The organism is Luteolibacter luteus, from assembly GCF_012913485.1.
GTDB lineage: Bacteria > Verrucomicrobiota > Verrucomicrobiia > Verrucomicrobiales > Akkermansiaceae > Haloferula > Haloferula lutea.
In genome coordinates this window covers 58821-80394 of sequence record NZ_CP051774.1, presented here as the reverse complement: position 1 = coordinate 80394, position 21574 = coordinate 58821, and the positions used below count along the sequence as shown (strand labels likewise).

20 protein-coding genes are annotated in these 21574 nt (G+C 63.4%); all 20 read right to left on the bottom strand.

Going from position 1 to position 21574, the window contains the following annotated elements; translation table 11 throughout:
• Positions 1–90: 90 nt before the first annotated feature.
• Genes HHL09_RS00345 through HHL09_RS00250 form a run of 20 tightly spaced genes read right to left on the bottom strand, consistent with a single transcriptional unit; the run spans position 91 to position 21557 of the window.
• Complete coding sequence (locus tag HHL09_RS00345) at positions 91–726, bottom strand: hypothetical protein (protein WP_169452517.1); 636 nt, start codon at positions 724–726, stop codon at positions 91–93.
• A 32-nt stretch (positions 727–758) separates the two neighbouring features.
• Positions 759–1619 (bottom strand): archaeosortase/exosortase family protein, encoded by an 861-nt coding sequence (locus HHL09_RS00340; protein ID WP_169452516.1) that lies wholly within the window; start codon positions 1617–1619, stop codon positions 759–761.
• A gap of 49 nt (positions 1620–1668) precedes the next feature.
• A complete protein-coding gene (locus HHL09_RS00335) occupies positions 1669–2571 on the bottom strand; it encodes a glycosyltransferase family 2 protein (protein WP_169452515.1) in 903 nt (300 codons plus the stop codon).
• Positions 2568–3143, bottom strand: coding sequence for an LbetaH domain-containing protein (locus tag HHL09_RS00330; RefSeq protein WP_169452440.1), 576 nt, complete (start codon positions 3141–3143; stop codon positions 2568–2570). The genes HHL09_RS00335 and HHL09_RS00330 overlap by 4 nt, the downstream gene beginning before the upstream one ends.
• A gap of 34 nt (positions 3144–3177) precedes the next feature.
• Complete coding sequence (locus HHL09_RS00325; protein ID WP_169452514.1) at positions 3178–4281, bottom strand: glycosyltransferase; 1104 nt, start codon at positions 4279–4281, stop codon at positions 3178–3180.
• Positions 4278–5420: a glycosyltransferase gene (locus HHL09_RS00320; protein WP_169452513.1), complete on the bottom strand. Its 1143-nt coding sequence runs from the start codon at positions 5418–5420 to the stop codon at positions 4278–4280. The genes HHL09_RS00325 and HHL09_RS00320 overlap by 4 nt, the downstream gene beginning before the upstream one ends.
• A gap of 23 nt (positions 5421–5443) precedes the next feature.
• The gene (locus tag HHL09_RS00315) at positions 5444–6712 is read right to left on the bottom strand and encodes a glycosyltransferase family 4 protein (protein WP_205760947.1); all 1269 of its coding nucleotides are present in this window, start codon (positions 6710–6712) and stop codon (positions 5444–5446) included.
• Entirely contained in the window at positions 6709–8316 is a 1608-nt protein-coding gene (locus tag HHL09_RS00310; RefSeq protein WP_169452512.1) for a hypothetical protein, read from the bottom strand. The genes HHL09_RS00315 and HHL09_RS00310 overlap by 4 nt, the downstream gene beginning before the upstream one ends.
• Positions 8313–9626 carry a glycosyltransferase gene (locus HHL09_RS00305; RefSeq protein WP_169452511.1) on the bottom strand — a complete coding sequence of 438 codons (1314 nt, stop codon included), beginning with the start codon at positions 9624–9626 and terminating at the stop codon, positions 8313–8315. The genes HHL09_RS00310 and HHL09_RS00305 overlap by 4 nt, the downstream gene beginning before the upstream one ends.
• Before the next feature lie 11 nt (positions 9627–9637).
• Positions 9638–10678, bottom strand: coding sequence for a glycosyltransferase (locus HHL09_RS00300; RefSeq protein WP_169452510.1), 1041 nt, complete (start codon positions 10676–10678; stop codon positions 9638–9640).
• Positions 10679–10680: 2 nt separating this feature from the next.
• Positions 10681–11388 (bottom strand): FkbM family methyltransferase, encoded by a 708-nt coding sequence (locus HHL09_RS00295; RefSeq protein WP_169452509.1) that lies wholly within the window; start codon positions 11386–11388, stop codon positions 10681–10683.
• Positions 11385–12605: a glycosyltransferase gene (locus tag HHL09_RS00290; RefSeq protein ID WP_169452508.1), complete on the bottom strand. Its 1221-nt coding sequence runs from the start codon at positions 12603–12605 to the stop codon at positions 11385–11387. Before HHL09_RS00290 ends, HHL09_RS00295 begins: the two co-directional genes overlap by 4 nt.
• Before the next feature lie 15 nt (positions 12606–12620).
• Positions 12621–13868: a glycosyltransferase family 4 protein gene (locus HHL09_RS00285; protein ID WP_169452507.1), complete on the bottom strand. Its 1248-nt coding sequence runs from the start codon at positions 13866–13868 to the stop codon at positions 12621–12623.
• 34 nt (positions 13869–13902) lie between these two features.
• Positions 13903–14859 (bottom strand): glycosyltransferase family 2 protein, encoded by a 957-nt coding sequence (locus HHL09_RS00280; RefSeq protein WP_169452506.1) that lies wholly within the window; start codon positions 14857–14859, stop codon positions 13903–13905.
• Between the two features lie 31 nt (positions 14860–14890).
• Complete coding sequence (locus tag HHL09_RS00275; RefSeq protein ID WP_169452505.1) at positions 14891–16024, bottom strand: acyltransferase family protein; 1134 nt, start codon at positions 16022–16024, stop codon at positions 14891–14893.
• Positions 16025–16069: 45 nt separating this feature from the next.
• Positions 16070–16990, bottom strand: a complete 921-nt coding sequence (locus HHL09_RS00270; RefSeq protein WP_169452504.1) for a glycosyltransferase — start codon at positions 16988–16990, stop codon at positions 16070–16072.
• A gap of 48 nt (positions 16991–17038) precedes the next feature.
• Positions 17039–17974 (bottom strand): glycosyl transferase, encoded by a 936-nt coding sequence (locus tag HHL09_RS00265; RefSeq protein ID WP_169452503.1) that lies wholly within the window; start codon positions 17972–17974, stop codon positions 17039–17041.
• A 39-nt stretch (positions 17975–18013) separates the two neighbouring features.
• Positions 18014–19195: a hypothetical protein gene (locus HHL09_RS00260; RefSeq protein ID WP_169452502.1), complete on the bottom strand. Its 1182-nt coding sequence runs from the start codon at positions 19193–19195 to the stop codon at positions 18014–18016.
• Between the two features lie 34 nt (positions 19196–19229).
• Positions 19230–20309: an acyltransferase family protein gene (locus HHL09_RS00255; protein WP_169452501.1), complete on the bottom strand. Its 1080-nt coding sequence runs from the start codon at positions 20307–20309 to the stop codon at positions 19230–19232.
• A 24-nt stretch (positions 20310–20333) separates the two neighbouring features.
• Positions 20334–21557 (bottom strand): glycosyltransferase family 4 protein, encoded by a 1224-nt coding sequence (locus tag HHL09_RS00250; RefSeq protein WP_169452500.1) that lies wholly within the window; start codon positions 21555–21557, stop codon positions 20334–20336.
• Between the last annotated feature and the right edge of the window lie 17 nt (positions 21558–21574).

Genomic DNA, 21574 nt, shown 5'->3' with positions numbered 1-21574 from the left:
CGGGTGAAGCAGAATATTGCTGAGCCTGAGATGGAACAGCGGAAGACGCGAGAAGGAAAGATGAGAAAAACTGATGATGAAAGACCCGGTCTATCTCCATTCCACTTCCTTGTTCAGGGTATTCTGAACCAAATCCCAAGCCTTGGCTTCGTCATTTTCGCCGAAGACTCCCATCTGGATCACGCGGGCAGCTCCTGAATGGCGGATGAACGAACGGGAAAGGCGGACGCCGCGGTCGCTGGAACTTCCGACATGCCAAGCGCCGAGTCCTTGGATCCAAGGGATCTTGTAGTTGTGGACCAGGTTGCCCTTCGGATCCTTGAGGCGGGTGTAGTGAAAGACCAGCTGCTGCCCATTGGCGGCCGTGAAAGTCCGCGGCACTCCCTTCTCAAGAATCTGGAAGCCGGCGATGCTATTGCAGATATCGCTTTCATGTCCGGCGACAGCGGCCAAGGGGCCGACTTCCAGCTTGTCCCACTCCATGTAGATCAGCTGGAGCCTGCGACCGTTCTCCAGATCGTCGAATCTCTCCATGCCGCGGTCCGGCCGGTAAAGTTGGAGTGCCCTTCCGAAGGGAGGCGGCGCCTCGGTCACGAGCTTCGCATCCTTCCAATTGAAAAGTGGCGCGTGGGATGTCTGCGAACTTGCATGCCGCCAGTGCTGCACGCCGGCTTCGATCGAGAGAATCAGCGCGGTCATCAGGACCACGGGCAGGATCACTTTCATGAGCTTGTCGGGGGGAAAGGGGGGTATTTGGCTCAGGCAACGCGGCGGACGACGGTGCGTCCCTTGGTGCGGGGCAGCATGGCCCAGGCGATCCCGTAAAGGGCGAGGGCGGAAAGGGCGAAGGCGAAGTGGCCGGCCCCGTCATGGGCGGCATCCGCCGCGGCCTTGCCATTGAAAAACTGGGTGGAGGCCAGGTAGTAGGCCCGCGCGGTATTGCCGACGAGGGCGACCATCAGGGCCCCGCCGATCAGGAGCAGGCGCTTCGGCCAGGCGAGCCAGAGCAGCTCGCCGAAGAACAGCGCGGTCATTACCAAGCTCTGGGCGGAGCGGATGCCGCTGCAGCCATCGGTCACTTCCACCACTTCCTGTCCCAAGGTCAGGCGTTCGCCCAATTGCTCCACCGGGTGTCCTTCGAGCAGGAAGATTTCACGGGTGAGCCCGATCACATTTCCCGTGAGCGTCCGGATCAAGCCTTGCTCGACCTGCCACAGGTAGGGCACGGCGGACCATGCGAAGATGGTCACCGGCAGCAGGGAAAAGGAGGCCTTCCAGCCAGCTTGGCGGGCGAGCAGGAAATGGGAAATCACGGTGACCAGCAAACCGTGAAGGATGAAGGGCGGGCGCCAGCCGGCATCCCCGGTCTCGATCACGCGTAGCGGGACCAGAACCAGCAGGACCAGAGCAAGCAGGGCCCAGAGCCACCATGGCGGAGCATCGGATGCCTGGTCGGGTTTGCTTTCCAGGATCAAGGCGATCCGCCGCCATGCCAGCACGAAGAAGAGCGGGGCCACCAGGAAGCCATAACCGTAGTACTCGCCGAAGCGCCACTCGGGTACCAGCGACCAGAAGAAGTGAAGCCAAAGGACGGCTACGAAGATAAGAGGGACAGGCACGGGGGGATGGAAGGGTGGGTGAGAGAGGGGAAAAACGGGCGGCGCAGGCTTAGCCTTGCAGCGCGGCACTGCCATTCGCGGCGGGTGCGGGGGCTCCGCTGCCTTGGCTCGCATGCTCGCGGGCGATCTCGGCGATCTTCAGGCGGATATCGCTGAAGTACTGCATCTTCAGCCGCGCGAAGGTCCAGCCGTTAGGCCCGTCCAGAAAGCCGCGCTTCGCGATGAAGCACATCAAAAAGTAGAAGGGCCCCAGCCACCATGCCGCGAGGTGGCGGTACTTGAAGCGTTGCCGCCCGTTCAGTTTCGACCACTCGTCGTCGCCCGCCTTCAGCAGCCAGTGATAGCGGTTTGCCTCCCAGCTGGAGTATTCGTTATGCTTCGCCAGATAGTGCTTCATCCCGCGGTAGTCATGGTGCTGGAGCCGCGAGCTGATATCTGCGGTGGACCCTTCCAGCACGGGGTGCTCATGCACCTCCATGTCCAGATGGCTCCACTGGTCTTCCGGGAAGCGTTCATACTCGCCGCTGCCGATGCGGAAGAGGGCGAGCTTCCGGAAGGTATCCCCATGGCGCAGCGGGCGGCCCATGAACCAGTTGTCGAAGGAAAGCCAGAAGCCGTCGTGCTTCGTGTCCGGCAGGGTCCGGCGCAGCTCTGCGATGAACTCGGGTGTGACCTGCTCGTCGGCATCGACGAAAAGCACCCAGGGCGTGGTGAAGGCATGATTCCGCAGCGCCCAGTTGCGCTTCTTCGGAAATTTCCCGTCCCATTTGAAATCCAGCACGCTCGCTCCCGCGGCCTCCGCGATCTGGCGCGTGGCATCGGTGCTGCCGGAATCGATCACCACGATTTCCTCGAAGTCACGACCCAGCGCTGCCAGGCAGGATGGCAGGTTCTTGGCCTCGTTCCGCACGGGGATGCAGACCGTCAGGGGAAGGGGGAGTGGGGGGCTCATGATGCTTGTTGCGGCCGGGTGCCCACTTTCTTGGCAGGATTTCCGGCCACGATTTCATCGCGACCGACATCCTTGACCGCGACGGCACGGGCACCGACGACTGCACGGGCACCGACGCTGACACCGGGGCCTACAAAGGCATCGGCACAGATCCATGCTTCGTCGTGGATATTAACCGGTAGTTTCAGCAGCGGCATCACGGGATCGCGGAAGTCGTGGCTGCCCCCGCAGAGGTGTGCGCGCTGGGAAATGGTCACGCGGCTGCCGATGTGAAGCGGGCCGAGATTGTAGAGCAGGGCGTCGAAACCCACTGAGCTCCAGTCACCGATCGAGAGATTCCACGGGATGAAGATCTTCACCGAGGGGTGGATCTGCACTTGCTGGCCCACTTTCGCCCCGAAGGCGCGGAGCAGGGCGCGGCGCCAGCCCCAGCACAGCCGCGGGCTGCAGTGGAAGAGCGGGCCGCAGAGCGACCACAGCACACGGCCGATCAGTTCCTTGCGGCTCCACTTGCGGGCGGCACGGTTTGCTCCGATATCGAGCGGGAGATCCTGGGGTAGGGGTTCCGACACGGTTCTTGGAAAAGTGATGTGAGATCTGCGGGGGTCAGACGACGCACCGCGGTTTGCTCCCGCGGCCGAGAAGCCACTGATAGCAGGCCAGCATCTCGCGGGCAATCCCGTCCCATGAGTAGCGGGCGGCCACCATCTCCTTGCCGCGGCGGCCCATTTCGCGGAGTTCCGCCTCCGGGCGCGCGCTTGCATCTAGGAGGGCCTTGGCGATCGCGTCTCCTTCCACGGGCACCCACCAGCCGCAGCGCTCGGTCTCGAGGACCTGCCAGGGCGCGCCATGCGTGGTGATCACCGGCAGCCCGTGGGCAAGTGCCTCGGCCGCGGCGATCCCGAAATTCTCCGAGTAAGTCGGCAGGACGAAGAGGCTGGCTTCGCGGAAGGCGGCGGCTTTCTCGGCACCATCCAGCGGACCGGAAAAGCGCACGAGGTCGCTACCCAGGCCGAGTTGCTTCGCTTGCTTCTGCAGGTCGGCGAGGTGACCGCCTTCATCAGGGCCCACGATGTGGAGATCCCAGTCCTGCGGCTTCACCCGCGCCCATGCATCGAGCAGGAGCGGCAGGCCCTTCTTCGGATGGATCCGGCTGAGGAAAAGCGCGGTCCGGCGTGACGAATGGGGAGCTGCCTCCGCCACTTCGTCAGGGATCTCGGGCAGGTCCACGCCATTTGGCAGGACGATGACCGGCATCTTCAGGCCGAGGCGGCGGAATTGCTCGGCCTCTGCATCCGAGGTGGCATGCAGCGCGGCCGCGGACTTCAGGCAGCGTTTCTGATAGAGCCACCACGCGAGGCGCTTCTTCCACTTGCGGTGCTCCAGTGCCCATGGCTCCAGCATGCCCCGCGGGCTGACCACGCGGGGGGTCTTCATGGCGCTGGCCAATTGGGCCACCTTGTAGTTCGAAGGCAGCCACAGCCCGTGATCATGGATCATCTCGGCCGCGGCGGCTTGCAGGGATGGCAGCTCGGTGCCGCCGCTGAGAAAGGCCACGCCCTCCGGCGCGCGGAAGGAATCGGGCCGCTCGTTGGCTGTTAGAGAGACCTCCGCTCCGGCACGCGCCAGTGCCCCGGCGAGTCCGGGCACCGAGCGCGCGGGGCCCCCGGTTTCCATCTTCAGGCTGGATACGGTGTGGATGACTTTCATCGCTGGGCGAGCGAGCGGGGATAGTGGCTCAGGATTTGTCCCAGCCGCTGCTTGAAGGCCTCCGGACCGAACCAATCCACGCACTTCTCATGCAGGCGGCGGGCGTCGGGTTTCGGGGACTCGATGGCGGAGCGGATCGCGCTGGCGAGTTGTTCGGGTGATTCCGGATCGATCAGGGTGCCCAGCTCGCCGTTGGCCAGCGCATCGACCGAGCCATCGCGATTGCCCGCGATGACCGGGAGCCCGCAGGCGGCGGCTTCAAGGAACACGATGCCGAATCCTTCCTTCTGGCTCGGCAGCACGAACAGATCCGCACTGCGATAGAGATCGGGCAGGTCGTCATCCGGGACGAAGCCGGTGAAGCGGCAGCGCTCCAGCACGCCGAGTTCCTTCGCCTTCGCCGCGATGCGTTCCTGGTCATCGCCCTTTCCGGCGAGCACCCAGTGCAGCCCCGGATAGCGGGCTGCCAAGGCCGGCATCTCTTCCAGCACCTTGTCGTATCCCTTCGCGAACTCGCTTCGTGAAAGCCGGCACACGCTCAGCATGATGGCGGCATCCGCGGGGATTCCCAGGCGTTCCCGCCAATTGATGGCGGAGGGGCCGGGATGAAAGCGGTCTTTGTCGAAGGTGTTGGGGAACCACTCCATCGATGGGCTCGCGGCACCGATCTGGCCGCGCAGCCTTTCCTCGGTGTAGCGGCTCACCGGCAGGACACACTCCGCAGCTTCCAGTCCCCAGGCCACCTTGGAGCCGGCGATGTTCCAGACGTCGATGCCGTGTGCGACGCTGAGGAAGGGTTTCTTCTTCCAGCGGCTGATGAGGCGCAGGAGCGGGGCGAAGTGCGGGTGCGTGGAGATGAAGAAAGGAGCACGCGAGGAAAAGCAGGCTCCCGCGATCAAGAGGCGGCGTGCCGCGGCAGGGGCATCGCCCATTCCACTGAACTGCCTGCCTTCGAGAAAGGCGGCGGGGCAATCTTCCCGGCGATCATTCCGCGAGATCACCGGTACCGGCCTTCCCATCAGGGAATCCAGCGCGGCAATCATCCTGCGTGAGAAAACCTGCACGCCTCCGGTAGTGCGGAAGAGTTCCGGAACGATGACGGCGGGCACCGGGCCGGGCTGGGCGGGATCTGCTTTCAATCGGGAAGAGACGGGAGAGGCGTTCAAAGGATTCCGCGCATGGCACCGGCGAGCGCGCGCGTGGCGCATTCATAGGAGAAGCCCGCGATGTGTTGCCGGGCCTTTTCACCCATGGCACGCAGCTGTGTATTGTTAGAGAGCGCTTGATTGAGACGCTTCTCCAGCGCGTCCACGTCACCTGCGGGGAAGAGCCAGCCGGTCTCCCCATCGATCACCAGATCGGGCCCGGAGCCCACATGGCTGCTGGCGATGACGGGCTTGCCAAGGTTCATCGCTTCATTGAGTGCCAGTCCCCAGGTCTCGCCGCGTCCGAAGGAGGGCAGCACGACCAGGTCTCCCGCGGCATAGGTGCGCGGCATCTGGCTCTGGTTCTGGAAGGGCGCGAAGAAGATCGTCTTTCCTTCCCGCTCCGCGGCGGCAGCACGGAGGGAGCTCTCCAGATTGCCATTGCCCACGAAGAGGAGGACCGGTGCAGTCGCGGAGGAATCGCTCGGCTCCAGGCGGAGGAAGGCATTCAGCAGATCCAGCGGCCGCTTCTTCTCCTCGAACTTGCCGGCGAAGAGGACGACCGGTGCGCCATCGGGAATGCCGAGTTCCTTTTTCCACTCCGCGGCAGCGCGGTGGGCATCCTCCGCTCCGGATTGGAAGCGGTCGTTGTCCACGCAGTGGGGGACGATGTGGATCTGCCGGTCGATCACCCCGCTGCGGAGGAAATAGTCCCGGTTTGCCTGGCCGGTGGCGAGGAAGGTCCCGAAGCGCTGGAAGACGATGCGGCGCAAGAAGCGGGAGACGCCCGGCTTCCAGCCCCGCGCAGGGAAAAGTTCATGCGAATCCCCGCGAAACAGGAAGGGGACGTTCCGCAGGCGCTGCGAAAGGATCAACCCGAGGTGAGTCGCGTAATTGTAGCCGAAGAGCAGGACCGCATCCGGCTTCCAAGCGGCGATCTCCTTGTCCGCGCCGGGATTGTCCAGACCCCGGAAGTGATGGGTGCCGGGCTTCTGGCTCCGGTTCGGAAGGAAGCAGTGGCTATAGCCGTCGAGCAGCGGGATATCCCAGGTGAAGGAGGTGCCGAAGGTGATGTCCCGTGTCTCCTTCACGCCGAAATCCCAGAGGTAGAAAACCTTGATCTCCATCCCGGAATGGTCCGCCAGATGACGGAACCACGGCGAGTAGTACTGGATCGGATGGGACACGACGACCGCCAGGCGGGGACGCGGCGCGCCTTCCCGTGCCGGTGTGGCGACACCGGAGGGAGAGGAAGAAGGGGACGGGGAAATGGATGCGGAGTTCAAGGGGCGATCCTCCGGAAGGATTGAGAGCCTGCCTTTTTGGCGCGGGAGCCGCCGCCTTCGCCGGCCCACATGCGGAGCAGGCTGCCGCCGACCACCGCGGCCATCACGAATTGGAACAGCGCGGTGAGGAACACGCTGGCGACCTGCTCATAGGAAGTTGCCGTGAGCAGGAGGGCGCCTGCCAGTGCCATGCCTTCCACGGAGAAGACCCGCTTGCGCCGGGAAACGGTTTCCAGCCAACCCATGGCAGTGCCCAGGGCCAGGCCGAGGATCACCGGCCCGCCGGTAGGTCCGAAGTTTCCGACAGCTTCGGGCAGAAGACCCCAGGCGACGTAGGTCTTCTCGGTTTGCTCGACCGTGGATTGGCGGCCGAAGTGGAGATTGAGGCGCACCTGTCCTTCGTGCGTGCGGGGCTTGTCCTTCCACAGGATACGCGGGACGAAGAGGGGGGGGATCAGCGCATAGGTTTCGCCCATCATCGGCTTTGCCCCGCGCTCCTTGAAGCACTCCACCACGTAGGTCATGTTCTGGAGATTGTTCACGCGCTCCAGGAAGGATTGCCCGTCGCCTTCCTTATCCGAATCCTTGGCCAGCCCGGAACTGACCTTGTCACCGAGGAAAGCCGCAAGACTGGCGTCCGCCCATTCCATGTAAAGGGATGGCAGTTCGGTCAGGGTCATCCGGGTCGTATTGGAATCGTCGCTCCAATATTTCTCGCGGAGAGTGAACTTCCCTTGGTTCAGGAAACCCACGACGGCGAAGGTCATCAGCAGGAACTTGAGCGGTGCCTTCTGTTTCCCGAGGGTCAGCCCGATCGCGGTGGAAAGCACCAGCCCCGCAGCACCGGAAAGCAGGACGTCCGCCACCGAAAGGAGGAAGATGGAGGCAAACAAGATCCAGAAGATCCAGGCACGGGCCACGCTTGGCTTGCTCCCGATCGCGAGCCCGCCAAACAGCGCGCCTAGCGCACCGGAGGCATTCGCGAAGGTCCGCATGACCGAGTAGAAACGCTCGATGCCGGGCAGGATCTCGTAGATGAAGCCCGTGCGGACGCTGAGGTGGAAGCAAAGGCAGATGGTCAGGAGTGAGAGCGAGATTCCGAGGCAGCGGTCCAAGGCCTGCTTCCCTGAACTCACGATCAGGTCGTAGCGTGAGGGACGCGCGCTGACCGAGGATTTCCCGAGGAACCAGCCGCCGAGACAGCAGAGGATGAAGAGGCCGACTCCCAGCGCGGATGTCTGGATGACCTCGAGCTTCACGAACTTGAGCCCGGGATGGTCGATCATCAGGGGCAGCCCGTAGACGAGCGCCTGTTGCAGAATGAAGATCGGCAGCAGCGGCAGCCCGTGATTTCGGGTGCTGGTCCATAAGTAGAGGGCGGCCAGCGCGGGAGCCGCGATGATCAGGAATGGCAGGACGAAGTCCGGCTTCGTCACGATCAGGCGCGTGGCCGCGGCGACACCGAGCACCAGCAGGGCAATCACGCTCGCCTGGAAGGCCTTCGCCGAGCGCGAAGACAAGATCCCGTAGTCGATTTCAAGGATGCCCGATTGGGTGTGGGGCTTCTGTGCCGGGGCGGCAGGCATGGAGGATGGGGTGCTCATGCGGTGACAGCGTCCCGTCCTTCGCGGGTGAGACAGCGGTGAAGAAAACCGGCCAGCTGGCCAGCCTGGTGGCGGGCAGTGTGGGCGGAGAATGCCTCGTGGTCGAGCGGGACTTGGCGCAGGGTGCCGTCCGGATTCAGGGCATCTGCTAGAACACGCGCGCCGATGGCGTCCGCGTTGTCATCGCTGCGGAAAGGGACGACCGTGCCGCCACCCGCCTTGCGGATCAGGCTGACCACGGAGCTTTCCTCATGAAAGACGGTGAGCAGGGGCTTCCCGGCGAGGAGATAGGGGTAGATCTTCGAAGCGGTGTAGCCAGGATCATCGGAGCCGGGCACGATCAAGCCATCCGCATCCAACAGGCAGCGCAGGGTCTGGGAGTAGGGGATGCGGTCGGTATGCTCCTTCACCATCTCCTCCAGTCCATACTGGGAGGCGAGCGGTTCGATGGTTTTGATGCCCTTTCCCTGGCTCGCGTAAGAGGTGCCGATGAAGTGCAGGCGGAGGCGCTGCAGCGCGGGCTGGCGCTCCTTCAGCGTGGCGAGTGCCGAGAAGATGCCGGAGACGGCCAGCGCCATGTCCTTTCCTCCGCGCCCGATGTAGACCCAGTGCTGGAAGCCATCGGCAGGATCGAAGACCTGCTGGCGGATGGCGGAATGCCGCACCCGCTCAAGATCCGCATTGTCACCGGGGAAGGGCAGCACGATCGAGGGCAGGGCCTTGTCCGGATAGCGCGTGAGGATCTGCTCTGGATAGGCCGGGGAGACGCTGGTGATGCCGGAGCAGGCATCGAGCACCGTAGGCTCCTGCCTGCCGGCCAACCAACGGGTGACGGCGTACTTCAGCTTGCCGCCGGGCGGGGTCACGCCGGGATTGTTCCGATAGTAATCGCTCACCCAGGGGTCCTGGTAATCCATCGTGAAGGCCACGCCATGGCGCTTCTTCCACTCCGGCCCCAGCACGTGGATGCCGAACTGGGTGGTGGAAAAATAGACCAGATCGAAACGTCCTCCTTCTAACAGTTCATGGCCCTTCCGGCGGATCGCGGCCATGGCGCGGAAGGTCAGCGTGCCGAGCCCGGGGATGCGTCCCCACTCTAGGCCCAGGGCGCGGACGCGGTGCACGGGCACATCACCCGGCAGTCCTTCTTCCAGCCACGGGTCCTTCGGTGCCGCCACCTGCTCCGCCTGGACGCAGAGCACCTCCGCGGAGATGCCCTGACCCGCGAGATGAGGCAGCAGCATCCGCACGCGGTGCATGTCCGCCGCATTCGATGGCGGGAAATGGGGTGAGATGATGAGGATTCTCATCGGGAAACGGATCAAGCCTGGATGGCCTGGCGGTAAAGTTCCAGGTAGCGGTCCGCCACCTTCGCCTGGGTGAAGTGGGCCTCCACTTGCTGGCGGCACTTCAGGCGATCGATCTCGCCCAGTCTCCGGACGGCGGCGACGCCTTCCTCGACATTCCCGATGTGGAAGCCATGCACGCCATGCTTCACGATTTCCGGCACCGCGCCGCGCGGCGTGGAAATGACCGGGGTGCCGCAGGCGAGCGATTCCGCGAAGACGATGCCGAAGGGTTCGTCCCACTCGATCGGCACGACCATTGCGGCAGCCTTGCCGAGCAGCTCGTTCTTCTGCGCGTCATCCACGGTCCCGACATACTCGATGCCATCCTTGCCGAGATGAGGTGCGATCTCCCGGTCCCAGTAGCCTTCCGCGCTGCCGCTCTCCACGCGGTTCCCCGCGATGAGCAGACGGCGACCGCTGGCCTTCGCGATGGCGATGGCATTGTGCGCGCCCTTGATCGGTTCCAAGCGGCTGAGGAAAACCAGCGGTGCATCCGCAGGCACGGCGCTTACGAAATCCAAGCGTTCGGGATCGATGAAATTCGGGATGGCAGTCCAGGAACCGCCGCCGCGCTGGCGTCCTTTCTCGCCGAGTTGCTCGCTGCAGGCGCTGAAGTGGAGGCGCTTGCCATGCAGCCTGCGGGAAAGCTCGACGGTCCTGCCAGTGGGCTCGCGCTGATAGGACATCACCATCGGGAAGCGCTGCGCGCCCGCCGCCAGCGGCATCAGCCATAGCAGGCGGGAGAAGCTGTGAAGCAGGTCCGGCTTGAACTTCGCCACGGCCTGATGGAGCGCCAGCGCGTTCCGGAAGGAATCACCGCGGGTGGTGCTGGTCAGGCCGGGCCAGGCTTGGAAGAAATCGGCATCGACCGTGGAATCACGATGGGCGACGAGCCCGACTTCATGGCCGCGGCCACGGAATTCTTCGACGAGCGAGGCGATGACCCGCTCGATGCCGCCATACAATTTCGGCGGCACCGGCAGCTCGGCATCGGCAGTAAGGAGGATACGCATGATCAATCCCAAGAAGTGGATTCGAGGAGCTTCGAATCATTCCGCACATAGAACACGTCTACCTGCCAGAGTGCTCCGTCCCGCGGGCGGTAATACTGGGGCACCAGGTCGTAAAGTGTGAAGCCCTTTTCGGACATGTAGAGATCCACCTCATGAAAGACCGGTACGGGACCGATGCGGATGACGGACACTTCCAAAAGCAGCACTTCGAATTTCCGGATCGTCTCGCCGGCGCCATCCAAGGCACTCAGCTCGTTTCCCTGGAGATCCAGTTTGACGAAATCGGGATGAAAGCCGGGGCGGTCGGCAAGCAGCGAGTCGAGGCGCCGGAGGCTGACCGGCACGCCTTCATCCGAGTCCACGATTCTCGAGTTGGTGGCTTCATTCACGAAGCGGATTTCTCCATCCCGATCCCCGAGCGCGCATTCGACGGGTTCGGAGCCGGGGACGGATTTGGCGACAGCTTCAAGGAGCTGCTGCTCGCTGGCTTGGGGTTCCACCAGGAGCGTCGGTACGGGCCACACGTCCCAAGCAGATTTGGACCATTCACCGCGGAAGGCACCGCCGTCGATGATTCCTCGCGGTGAGAAACCCGCGCGTTTCAGATTCTCCATGCGTGCAGGCACGTCTTGGACAGCAAATATCCGGCGCTTCCATTGCTGCCGGGTTTCGTGAGGAATGAGTCGTTTGAGGGAGGAGGATAGATTCATTTCACTGAGGGGATTTGGTCAATGAGTTCTAACAGTTTTTGTTTCTCGATGTCCCAGTTGAATCGTTCGCGGCCGAGTTGGATCGCATGTTCCCGGCCTGCTGTTTGCCGGGCGGAGGAATCGAGCCATGCCGCAAGAGCAGCGGCAGACTCGGCCGGCTTTGTTAGATCGATGAGCACGGCGGCGTCGCCGAGATCCGCGGCGAGTGCTTCCTGGGCGAGCGTCTTGCTCAGGACCACCGGGATGCCCGCGAGGAGAAATGTGAATGCCTTGTTGGTGAGGCAGATGTCCCGGTTTAGCGGCTGGCGCTTTTCCAAGGCGAGGCCAGCGGTGTAGCCGGTGGCGTGGACGGCCATGGTCGCGGGGGCATCCGGCGGCAGCAAGCGGACCTCGACCTGGCTGCCGGCCGCGAGGGTTTCCAGCGTGGCACGGTAATCCGCGGAAACATGGCCGCGCAGGTCGAGCCGGACGGGACGCGCGAGCTTGCCCAAGATGGCGATGATTTCTTCCAAGCCGCGGCCCGCACCGACGGTCTGCGAGAACCAATAGAAGGAAGCCTGTGCAGGAGCCGCTTCAGGGATGCCTGCCTCTTCGAGCGGGAAGACATTCAGCAGCGTCACCGGCTTCACACCGTAGTTATCCTCGTAGGCCTTTGCGATCAGCGGGGATGCCGCGCTGAGGTGATCGCACTTTGCCAGGAACTTCGTTTCGATCTTTCGCGCGAGCCGGTTGCTCACCGCTCCCTCGCCGTTTGCTTCGCTTTCACCGGAGTGGAAGTCCTCCGCATCGAAGGCACAGCGGCTGCCGTGGCGCGCCGCGGCAGCGACCACGACCGGCAGGGCAGGGAGGCAATGTCCCACGTAGAGGTCCGCCTTGTGGCGCAGTGCGGCACTGCGCAGTCCGGGGAAAAGTGGATGCGAGGCACGGCAGAGGACCTCCGTGGCAGCGGCTCCCTTCTTGAAAAGCGAGAGGGCGAGCTTCTGCCCGGCACGCCAGCGAAAGCCGCGGCCGCGATCCGTGAAGAGCGAAACTTTCTGCGAGCTCCACTTCGCCTTGGCGAGCACATCCGCATCGCGCGCGATCGCTGGCGCATAGGTCTCGCCATAGATCACGTGGACGCGATGCCCTGCCTCGACAAGGGCATCCGCCTCCTTGACGAGTCGCGGGTTCGATCCCAGATGACCGGGACTTACGAGGCAGATGGAAAGCTTCTCCACGTCGAGCGAGTCTGCTTATTTCCCGATCAGGGCACCGACCGCCTTGGCGATCTCCCTGCGGTAGTCGGACCACTGCCAGTCGCGTGCGGTTGCCTGCGCCTTGAGCCGCATTCCGGGGAGCCGCTTCTGTTCCTGGATGACCCGTGTGAGTCCGGCCGCGAGCGCCGCAGCATCCGCCGGGGGGATCAGCCAGCCGTTCTCATCCTCGCGGATCAGATCGGCGGCACCGGCACGAGGTGTGGTGAGCACGGGCATGCCTTGGGCGAGGGCCTCGTTCACCACCAGGCCGAAGCCATCGCAGAGCGTCGGGAAAACCAGCAGGTCGCCCTCGCGCATCTTCTCGAAAAGCACGCTGCGGGGCACGCTCCCCATGAAACGGATCTGCGGCGGCAGGTTCTTCAGCAAGGCCTCGGGCAAAGTCACCGCCCCGTAGACATCCAGGGTGAAGCCCTTTGCCTCGGCTGCCGGCATCGAGCGAATGGCGTCGATGAGGTAGTGGGCACCCTTGCGGATCGAGAAGGTGCCGGCCCACAGGAAGCGCAGCACATCCTTGGCTGGTGCCTCCTCACAGGGATGGGTGACGGGTGGCGCACCATAGGGGACCACGGCCACCGTCTTCTCCGACCAACCGGCGGCCTTCCAGGAATCCGCGGTGAAGTTCGAGTTCGCCACGATCAGGTCGGAGAGCTCCCACTCCTGGCGGCGGCGCTCGGTGCGTTCGGCATGGCGCTCCACCGTCAGCTGGCGGTAGGGCGTGGCAAGTTCCGGGAAACGCTCGAACTCGGGAGCCAGCAGGTTCTCCACGAACTGGTGCTCCGGCGAGGGCAGGTCATAGGCGGTGCGGATGCCCTGGCGCTTGGCGGCTTCAAACATCGCGCGCGAGCCATACTCGTATCCATAGAGTACCTTTGATCCATTGAGGCGTCCGGCGACCCAGTGGTCGAAGCCATCGCGGGCCCAATGGAAGATGCGATCTCCCACCACCGGATCCTTGTTGATCTTGGTCGCGAACATCCGGAAGGCCTCGCGGAAGGGATAGGTTTCCACCTTTCCGCGATCGATCTCCGTGACGGCACGCCGCTTCAGGTTGGTCTCGAGATCGAACCGGACAAGCCGGGAGCCCGCCTTTGCCACGCGCTGCCAGCTTTTCTCCGGCTGGTCCACCAGCGTGCAATAGAAGGTATCCAGCAAGCCGGCTTCATCCAGGGCGCGTGCGACCTGCTGGGTGAAGGGTGCGGGGATAAGATGGGCGATGGAGATCATGGGTAAGATTGGAGAGGAGAAAAAAAGAAAATGACTAGGGAGCCACACGCTGCCGGTCGCGGACCAGTTGCACTCTCCGCGCGAGACGCCAGCCCACAAGCTTTCTCAGCTGTTGGAAGCGGGGCGGGCCGTCGGGTGAAAGATTGCTCCCACCGAGTTCCGCGATGCGGTCCTGGAGGGTGGCCCTCAGATCCGCGTGCTCCGGATAGTAGGTGTAGATGAAGTCTTGCAGGACATTCGCGCAGGAGAGACGTGCCGCCTTGTCGCTGCGCCGGGACAGCAGATGTCCGGTGCCGCGGAGCAGGGAGTGGTAAGCGCTCTCCACGGCCTTGCGGCTCTTCCGGCCGCTCAGGCTGCCACTGATGCCGGAGCGGTAGTAGAGGACAGCACCGGGAGTGAAGAGGGATTCCTTGGCGTGGCTCAAGGTGCGGCTGAAGAACTCGAAGTCATCGATCAGGGAGAGTTCCTCATCCCAGCCACCGCTTGCTTCAAGGATCGCGCGTGGAATCAGGAACATCCCGGGCTGCATCATCGGACGTGCATCATGGAGTGCCTCGACCAGCCACTCGGTCCCTTCCATGTCGCGCCACACGCTTTGGGGATTCGGGCGGAAGGTCGACGGATCGTCATCGTAAAAGCGGCCCCATTCCGAGACGGCGATGGCATCGCATCGTCCGGCGAGACGCTTCATTTGCAGTTCGATGTGAGCCGGTGAGAGGAGGTCATCGGCATCGAAGAACTTGATGAAATCTCCGGTCGCCTCCGCGGCTGCCCGGTTGCGCGCCTTCGCAGCGCTGCCCATGCGCTCATGAATCACGCGGACCCCCTTTGGCAGATAGCGGTCGAGGATTGCCGCGCTGTCATCGGTCGAGCCGTCATTGACCACGATGATCTCGATGCTGGGCCAAGTCTGTGCCAGCACCGAATCCAGCGCTGCCGCGACATAAGCCGCAGCATTGTGGCAGGGGATGCAGATGGAGACCTTGGTCATGAGTGGGAAGACGCGGGGTGGGGGCTCGCGGCTAGATGCTTCCGAGGGATCCCTGAATCGCAGGCTTGGTGGCCTTGGCCGCGATTCGGCTGCGAAGCCGCTCGATCGGCTTTTCGATGAGCCGGTAGGTAGCCCAAGCGAAGACGAGGCTGGCCACGACCACGAAGGGGACAAAGGAGAAGTCCGGCAGGTCCGCCTTCTTGAAGAGCACCGCGGCGACCGAGATCACCAGCATGTGGTTCAGATAGATCCCGTAGGAAAGCTCTCCCACGGCCCGGTCCACGCGGTTCCTCTGCGTGGCGGCAAAGAGAAAGGGGATCGTCAGCGCGGCGACCAGATATTCTCCCCAGCTTGGCAGCGAGACGCCGGCGAGGGGAAGGGCGAGAACCCAGATGAGCGGGGAGGCGTGGATCAGGGATCGCACCGCGGTGCCCCATCGTGCAGAACGTTCTCCCAAGCTCAAGGCCAAGTAGACTTCGAAGAGCAAGGCACCGGTGGCAAAATAGCTGAAGAGCCCGGGCCAGAAGAAATGGGAAACGCGGGGATGGTTTTCCTGCATGTGGAAGGTCAGATAGCCCAAGGCGGCCCAGACGGCGATCTTGAGCCAGAGGCGTGGCAGGAAGACGAACAAGGGTGAAACGATGTAGAACCAGATCTCCGCACCGATCGACCATGATTGTCCCACCAAGACCGCGGAACCCATCCAGGCGATCCCATCGGCTTCCGCATGCGCTAGCTCGGTGAACCAGAGCAGGCCTTCCTGGGGATTCCAGTGGGCGAGACTCGGGATGTCCGTGCCGACCAGCCCGAGATTCACCAGCCATACCCACGCCGAGTTCAGGACCGGCACCGCCTTGCTGAACTCGAGGAGAAGCGGTTCTGGCGTTGCGCCTGCGGTGGCCACCACGCAGATCTGGTACCACATGATGCTCGCGGCGAAGATGAAGAGGTAGAGCGGGTAAAGGCGCAGGAAGCGGTTTTTGGCGAAGTCGGAGAGTCCTCTGCGATGGAACCCGTACTTCTGTTTCAGGATCATCGCCATGTAGAATCCGCTGATCATGAAGAACACCTTCACCGACTGTCCTCCGGAAATCATGTAGGATCTCCCGAGTTGCAGATGGGCCAGGACGACGGCAATGGCCAGGGTGATTCTTAGAAGCCCCATGATTCTCGCGGGTGGATTTCTGAAGGTGCCGGTGGATCAGGAGGTCTACTCCAGCTGGGCGCGCCCCTCGAATTGCCCCACCGCCGATTGCCAGCGGATCCTCTCTACCGGTCCGCGCCAGCCCTTGCAGGCGAGCCAGGCCCGGAAGCTTCGCACGGGAATGGTGAGGCGGCTGATCCGGGGCCATGGGCGGATGCCGTGGATGTCCAGCACGCGGACGAAATCCCGGTAACTCACCCGGGCGATACGCGTGACGTAGTCGAGGGTCAGCCGGGTGCCCGGGATCAGATGGGTAAGGCTGAGCTCCGGAAGGTAGCCCAAGTCCCAGCCTCCCCGCAGTACGGTGAGATTGATGTCGTTGTCTTCGCCGGAGGTCAGCGACTTGCCCTTGCGGCCCAGAGCCTGGCGCCGTGGATCGGCCACGACCGCCTCCGCCCACGGGACCATTGCTTCCTTGCGGATGACCATCCCGGCACCGATCGGGGCACAGGCCGGATACTCCGGCTTGGCTGCATCCCAGGTGGCGACCCGCGCTTCCGGGCCCAGGTCCCTGCAACCGCAGGGCGCGAGACCGAGGCGGAACCACTTCGGCGGAGGCTCCTGGTATTCGGGGATAGAGCGTCCTCCGGCAGCGCCCAGACGCGGGGATTTCTCGAAGGCTGCTGCCGCTCTTTCGAGGTAGCTGGCATCCAGCACGTTGTCATCGTCCACCCAGACCATCAGCGCACCCCGTGCTTCACGGATCGCGCGGAGCCGTGCATGGGTCAGACCCAGCTCCATCTCCCGCACGATCCGTGCGGCAGGGTGCCAGGCTACCAGCGCAGAGTCCACGGGAGTCGAGCTGGCGTTGTCGATAATCAGCAGCTCCCATTTCTCCGGCGGCATGGTTTGCCCGCGCAGAGCTTCAAGAGTCCGCTCCAGGAACGCGCTCTTGGGATTATGGGTCGGGATGACTACGGTGATCATGGCAAATCGAGAGAGAGGGGGTATCGTGAGAGTCGCGGGAAGCCCGCGTCAGGAGAGTGTGGTTCGCCAAGCTTTTCCGAGATACCACGGTTTGCTGTCGGAAACGTAGTGTTCCAGGATGCGGGGAGTATGGGACGGACCCGGGCGGACCGGATGGACCTTGTAGTCTTCCTTGTCCAGGATCTGGTAATCGAGGCCGCTCATCAGCATCGCGGACGTACATTGGGTGACATTGTATCTCGTCCCCTCCGCCTCTTCCATTTTGGCAAGCCAGCCGTCCACCTCTTTCCACGGGATGGAATCTCCGTTCAGCGAGAAGATCCCGATGTTCGCCGCCTTTGGCAGGGTGTGGCCGCACAGGGACTCCACCAGGGTCCGGGAGTATCCATAGGATTCCCAGCAGTCTGCCTGAACGATACAGCCGGAGGGATTGTCGAGATAATCGTCGATCGCCACCGGAGGAGCGAAGAACAGCATGTCGGAATCAAGGAACAGCCTCCACTCGCTCGAGCCCGCGTGGATGTCGGTGAGCTTGCGGAAAAGCAACTGGCGATCCCGCCACCTGCGGATGTTCGGGAATTCCTCCCTGGGCAGCAAGGCATCGACCCTCGCATCGCAATCCGTCTTCCGATGAACCACGGTCTGCGGGAAGATCCGTCGGATCTGGGAGATCTGGCTGTCCTCAAGCGTGCCATCATCGAGGATCACGGGACGGATCCGATGTCTGGAATGCTTGGCAAGCGTCCACGCGCAGAAGGCGGTTTGATACCAGTGGTTCCGGCCAGTGAGGAACCAGATCTCGACTTCCTTGCCGGTTTTTCCCGCTTCGTCCTGCGGTGTCAGGAGGGAGACCGAGTCCTCCATCTGCTTTGCCCACTGGTCGCACAGGAGATAGGCGCGCGGTCCCCAGCGCAGCATACGCTGGATCTCGTCCTTCGGACGACGATACAGGGTGGTCTTGAGTGAACTTAGCAGGGGCTTCATAAACAGCGGAAAAGAGGAAGACGGCAGAAGCTTGATTGATCAGCGGGCGGCAGCATGGGCGGACCGCCCGGACACGGTCCCGGCCAGGGTTTCCTCCAGGATCCAGCGGGCCGCGCGCTCCGGCGAGGCGATGCGGTCGAAGGTGGCTTGCCGTTCGAGTCGTGCGGAGGGCGCTTCGTTGCGCGCGGTTTCCAACTCTTGGGCCAGTTCGCTCCAGTCGCCGCTGCGGTGGATGCTCAGGCCGCCGAGTTCGTCGAAATCGTAGATGCTCTCGAAGGAAAGCGGATCGGAGAAGGTCCGCACTCCCAGCAGCCATGCCAGGGTGACGATGCTACGGCATCCATAGTGGAAGCCGGTGGCGAAGACACCGAGCCGGCTGCGGGCGATCTGCTCCTCATAGTTGCCGGTCACGCCGCCGCCGCTCTTCATCGGGTAGTCCTTCGGATCGGGTGCGGGATGCTGTCCGAGTTCGAAGTCAAGCGGGTTCCGGAAAGTCAGATCGGTGCGGATCTGGTAGCGGTCCGCATGACGGGCCAGTTCCCGGTGCAGGGCGGTGCGGTGGCGCGGCCAGCCCCACAGGCTGTCTTTCAGCGAGACGTCATAGTCCACCGGCAGCGCGCGCAGGCGCTCGAAGTGGCTCCAGCGTTTTTCGAAGCTCTCATGCTGCGGCTGCCAATCGAGCCAAGGAGCCCGCAGCTTCGAGATCCGGTGGCGGAGCGACTGGAGCTTCCTTTCCAGCCCGCCGACAGGACCGGTCCACTCGAGATCCGGGCCGATCGGCATCAGCGGCCGGGCTTTCGGCATGTGCGCGCGGTAGTCCTGCTGGAGCTTGCGGTAACGGTCGCGGTAGTGGGAAAGCTCGTCCTCCGTTTGCCAGGGAAGCGCGAGGTCGAAGTCTTCTCCCTCGAAAAAGCGGCGGCGGTAGGTGCAGGAGAAGTAGCGGTCGCAAGACTCGATGAGCGGGGAAAGCTGGAAGATCGAGTCCTCTCCATCGAGTACCACGATGCGCGGTTTCCCGTTCCCTTCACGGATGCTGAGCGTGGCGGTGCGGCGGTGCTTGTGCTCGCGGAGCTTCGCCGGGAGCAGCTCTCCGGCCTCCTCGTTCCGCATCTCGCGGAAGCGGATCTCGCCCTGCCGGGCCAGCCGCATCAGGCCCAGCTTGAAATAGTGGACCGAGTGGTCGTGGCTATTCCGGAACCAGATGACTTCACACTTGCTCATACAGGGGAGGGAGGTGGGATGGGGTGTTTCTTGTTCAGGCGGTGGCTTGGACCGCTGCTTCACGGCGACGCACGGTCGAGCGCAGCCATGCCGTCAGGGGAAGCTCGACAAGGCGGTGGACCACCCAGCCAGCCGCACAACAGAGGAGGGTGCAGGCCACGGCACCTGCGAGCCAGTGAACCGAACCGAGGGGCGCGGACATGGTACGGAGGAACCTGAAGACCAGAGGCTGGACCAGATAGATGGCGTAGGACGCGGCGCCCAGTTCCACCAGCAATCGCACCACCGGATTCCGCTTCGGAAGAAGCGGTTCGCACCAGACGCAGGAGACCACGATCAGGAAGGCAGGCACGCCCCAGAAGAGGGCTCGCTGGGCGGAGAGCACCGGCACCATGCGGATGCTATTGTGCCAGCCCAGGTATTCGAAGAGGAGCGCGGTGGAGAGAAGCAGTCCCGTCCCCAGCACGAGCATCGCCAGTGCGGTCTTCGGGCCGAGCCTCGCCTTGCGCGTCAGCAGGTAGGCCCCGCAGCCCATCGCGAATTCCCAGCACATGGGATGAAAGGCGAAGTAAGGAAACTTCCAACTGAGCTTCCACAGGAAGGGCAGGGGCGCGCTCACGGCGAAGATCGCGATCAAGGCCCACGGGACCTTCCGCGCGGGAAGGGCGACGAGCAGGAGGCTGAAGAGCACGTAGAACCACATCTCGAAGCTCAGTGTCCATCCGAAGGGGTGTGCAGGATCATTGATCCCCAGCTTGTCGAGGACCGGCACCAGGAAGATGCTGTTCCAGATGGTGCGGAAGGGTAGGTCTCCCTTCGCCACCGCCTTGGTCACCGCCGGGATCAGGAAGGGCAGCGTAGCCAGCCAGTAGAGCGGCATCACCCGGATGATCCGGTTGGTAAGGAATTGCTTCCATCCCGGATCGGACTTGAGCGCGGTGTGCGCGATCACGAAGCCGCTGAGCACGAAGAAGAGGTCCACGCCACAACTCAGGCCGGCACCGTGCAAGAGCTCCGGCAGTTGACCCGCCGCGGCCGGCAGGACGAACTTGAGGTGCGCGAGGATCACCAGCACGGCTGCGATCGCACGGAGGATCTGGAGATTCAGGATCATGCGGGTGAACGGAAGATGCCCTAGTCAGGCGCAGGCGACCTTCTTCGATCTTCTCGCGATCGCGCGATGGTAGCTCGCCGTCTGCTGCAGGAGGACCCGCTCGGGATTGAGAAGATCAAGGACCCGGGCCCGGGCAGCGGTGCCGAGCCTGGACACGCGTTCCTTGTCTTCGCAGAGCCAGAGCACGGCTTCCATGATCGCCTGGGGATCGTGAGGCGGGATCAGGAGGCCGGAGACCTTGTCTTCGATGACATCCCGCATCCCGCCGGCATTCGAGGCGATGACCGCTCTTCCTGCCGCCATCATCTCCCAGCAGGCGAAGGGGAAGTTCTCCCACCGGCTCGGCAGCACCACGATATCGCAGGAGCGGATCTGCTCCGGGATCTTCGGTCTCGCGACCGGGCCGGTGAATTCGAGCTGGTCCAGATGCTTCCGGCACACGCCGCGGATGTAGCTCTCCATGTCACTTCCCCGGAAAGGCCATGAGGGACCGATGAAGCGGAAGCGCAGGTCGGGACGGCGTTTGAGGATGGCGGGAATCGCCTTCGCCAGTTCCACCACTCCCTTGCGCGCCTCCAGCCGGCCCAGGAAGCCGACGGTCGTGACGTTTCCCGGGATTGGCAGATTCAGAAGCTCCGGGTCCGGACAGAAGGGCAGCGGGAAACAGGAAACCTTTCCGCGATCCAGCGACCAGTCTTCCACGAGGGTCTCGCCAATCGCCTGGCTGGGTGCCGCGATCTCATCCGCAGCGAGTGCGAATTTCCGCTCCGGATCTTGCTCGGGCTGGTAGGCGGGCTTGCTGAGCACGGCGAATCTCCCGCGTGCCAAGGCACCCAGAGAGAACCTTGTCTTCTGCAGCAGCGAGGGCGGTTCGTAGCCCACCTTGCTGACCAGATAGGTGGGCGTGTGAAGCTTCACCACGACCGGCAGTTCCGGGCATGCCGCCGCGATCGCCGAGCCTTCCGCTCCGATCTCCGGGCTTTCCAACACGTCAAAGGCTTTCGCCCGATGGCGCTGGATGAAGGTGTCTACGATGAGGTTCTTGAAGTCGATGCGGTTCTCGGTGGGAAAGCGGTGAACCTTGATGCCATGATCTTCTGCCGGCTCACGGCCCGGGCTTCCCGCCGCAAAGACTTCCACATCCCAGCCGGCCGCCTTCATCATGATGGCGGCTTGCCAAGCATACGCACCGATGCCACCGATGGCGACGGCCGGAGGAAATTCAAAGCTGATCAAGGCGAGGCGCATGCGGCTAAAGAAAGGTC

Bases quoted from the DNA above. Each gene is read 5' to 3' on its own strand.
- HHL09_RS00295 (WP_169452509.1), bottom strand. From the start codon at position 11,388: ATGAATCTATCCTCCTCCCTCAAACGACTCATTCCTCACGAAACCCGG.
- HHL09_RS00250 (WP_169452500.1), bottom strand. From the start codon at position 21,557: ATGCGCCTCGCCTTGATCAGCTTTGAATTTCCTCCGGCCGTCGCCATC.
- HHL09_RS00260 (WP_169452502.1), bottom strand. From the start codon at position 19,195: ATGAGCAAGTGTGAAGTCATCTGGTTCCGGAATAGCCACGACCACTCG.
- HHL09_RS00310 (WP_169452512.1), bottom strand. From the start codon at position 8,316: ATGAGCACCCCATCCTCCATGCCTGCCGCCCCGGCACAGAAGCCCCAC.
- HHL09_RS00255 (WP_169452501.1), bottom strand. From the start codon at position 20,309: ATGATCCTGAATCTCCAGATCCTCCGTGCGATCGCAGCCGTGCTGGTG.
- HHL09_RS00305 (WP_169452511.1), bottom strand. From the start codon at position 9,626: ATGAGAATCCTCATCATCTCACCCCATTTCCCGCCATCGAATGCGGCG.
- HHL09_RS00275 (WP_169452505.1), bottom strand. From the start codon at position 16,024: ATGGGGCTTCTAAGAATCACCCTGGCCATTGCCGTCGTCCTGGCCCAT.
- HHL09_RS00285 (WP_169452507.1), bottom strand. From the start codon at position 13,868: ATGATCTCCATCGCCCATCTTATCCCCGCACCCTTCACCCAGCAGGTC.
- HHL09_RS00335 (WP_169452515.1), bottom strand. From the start codon at position 2,571: ATGAGCCCCCCACTCCCCCTTCCCCTGACGGTCTGCATCCCCGTGCGG.
- HHL09_RS00300 (WP_169452510.1), bottom strand. From the start codon at position 10,678: ATGCGTATCCTCCTTACTGCCGATGCCGAGCTGCCGGTGCCGCCGAAA.
- HHL09_RS00265 (WP_169452503.1), bottom strand. From the start codon at position 17,974: ATGAAGCCCCTGCTAAGTTCACTCAAGACCACCCTGTATCGTCGTCCG.
- HHL09_RS00345 (WP_169452517.1), bottom strand. From the start codon at position 726: ATGAAAGTGATCCTGCCCGTGGTCCTGATGACCGCGCTGATTCTCTCG.
- HHL09_RS00280 (WP_169452506.1), bottom strand. From the start codon at position 14,859: ATGACCAAGGTCTCCATCTGCATCCCCTGCCACAATGCTGCGGCTTAT.
- HHL09_RS00325 (WP_169452514.1), bottom strand. From the start codon at position 4,281: ATGAAAGTCATCCACACCGTATCCAGCCTGAAGATGGAAACCGGGGGC.
- HHL09_RS00270 (WP_169452504.1), bottom strand. From the start codon at position 16,990: ATGATCACCGTAGTCATCCCGACCCATAATCCCAAGAGCGCGTTCCTG.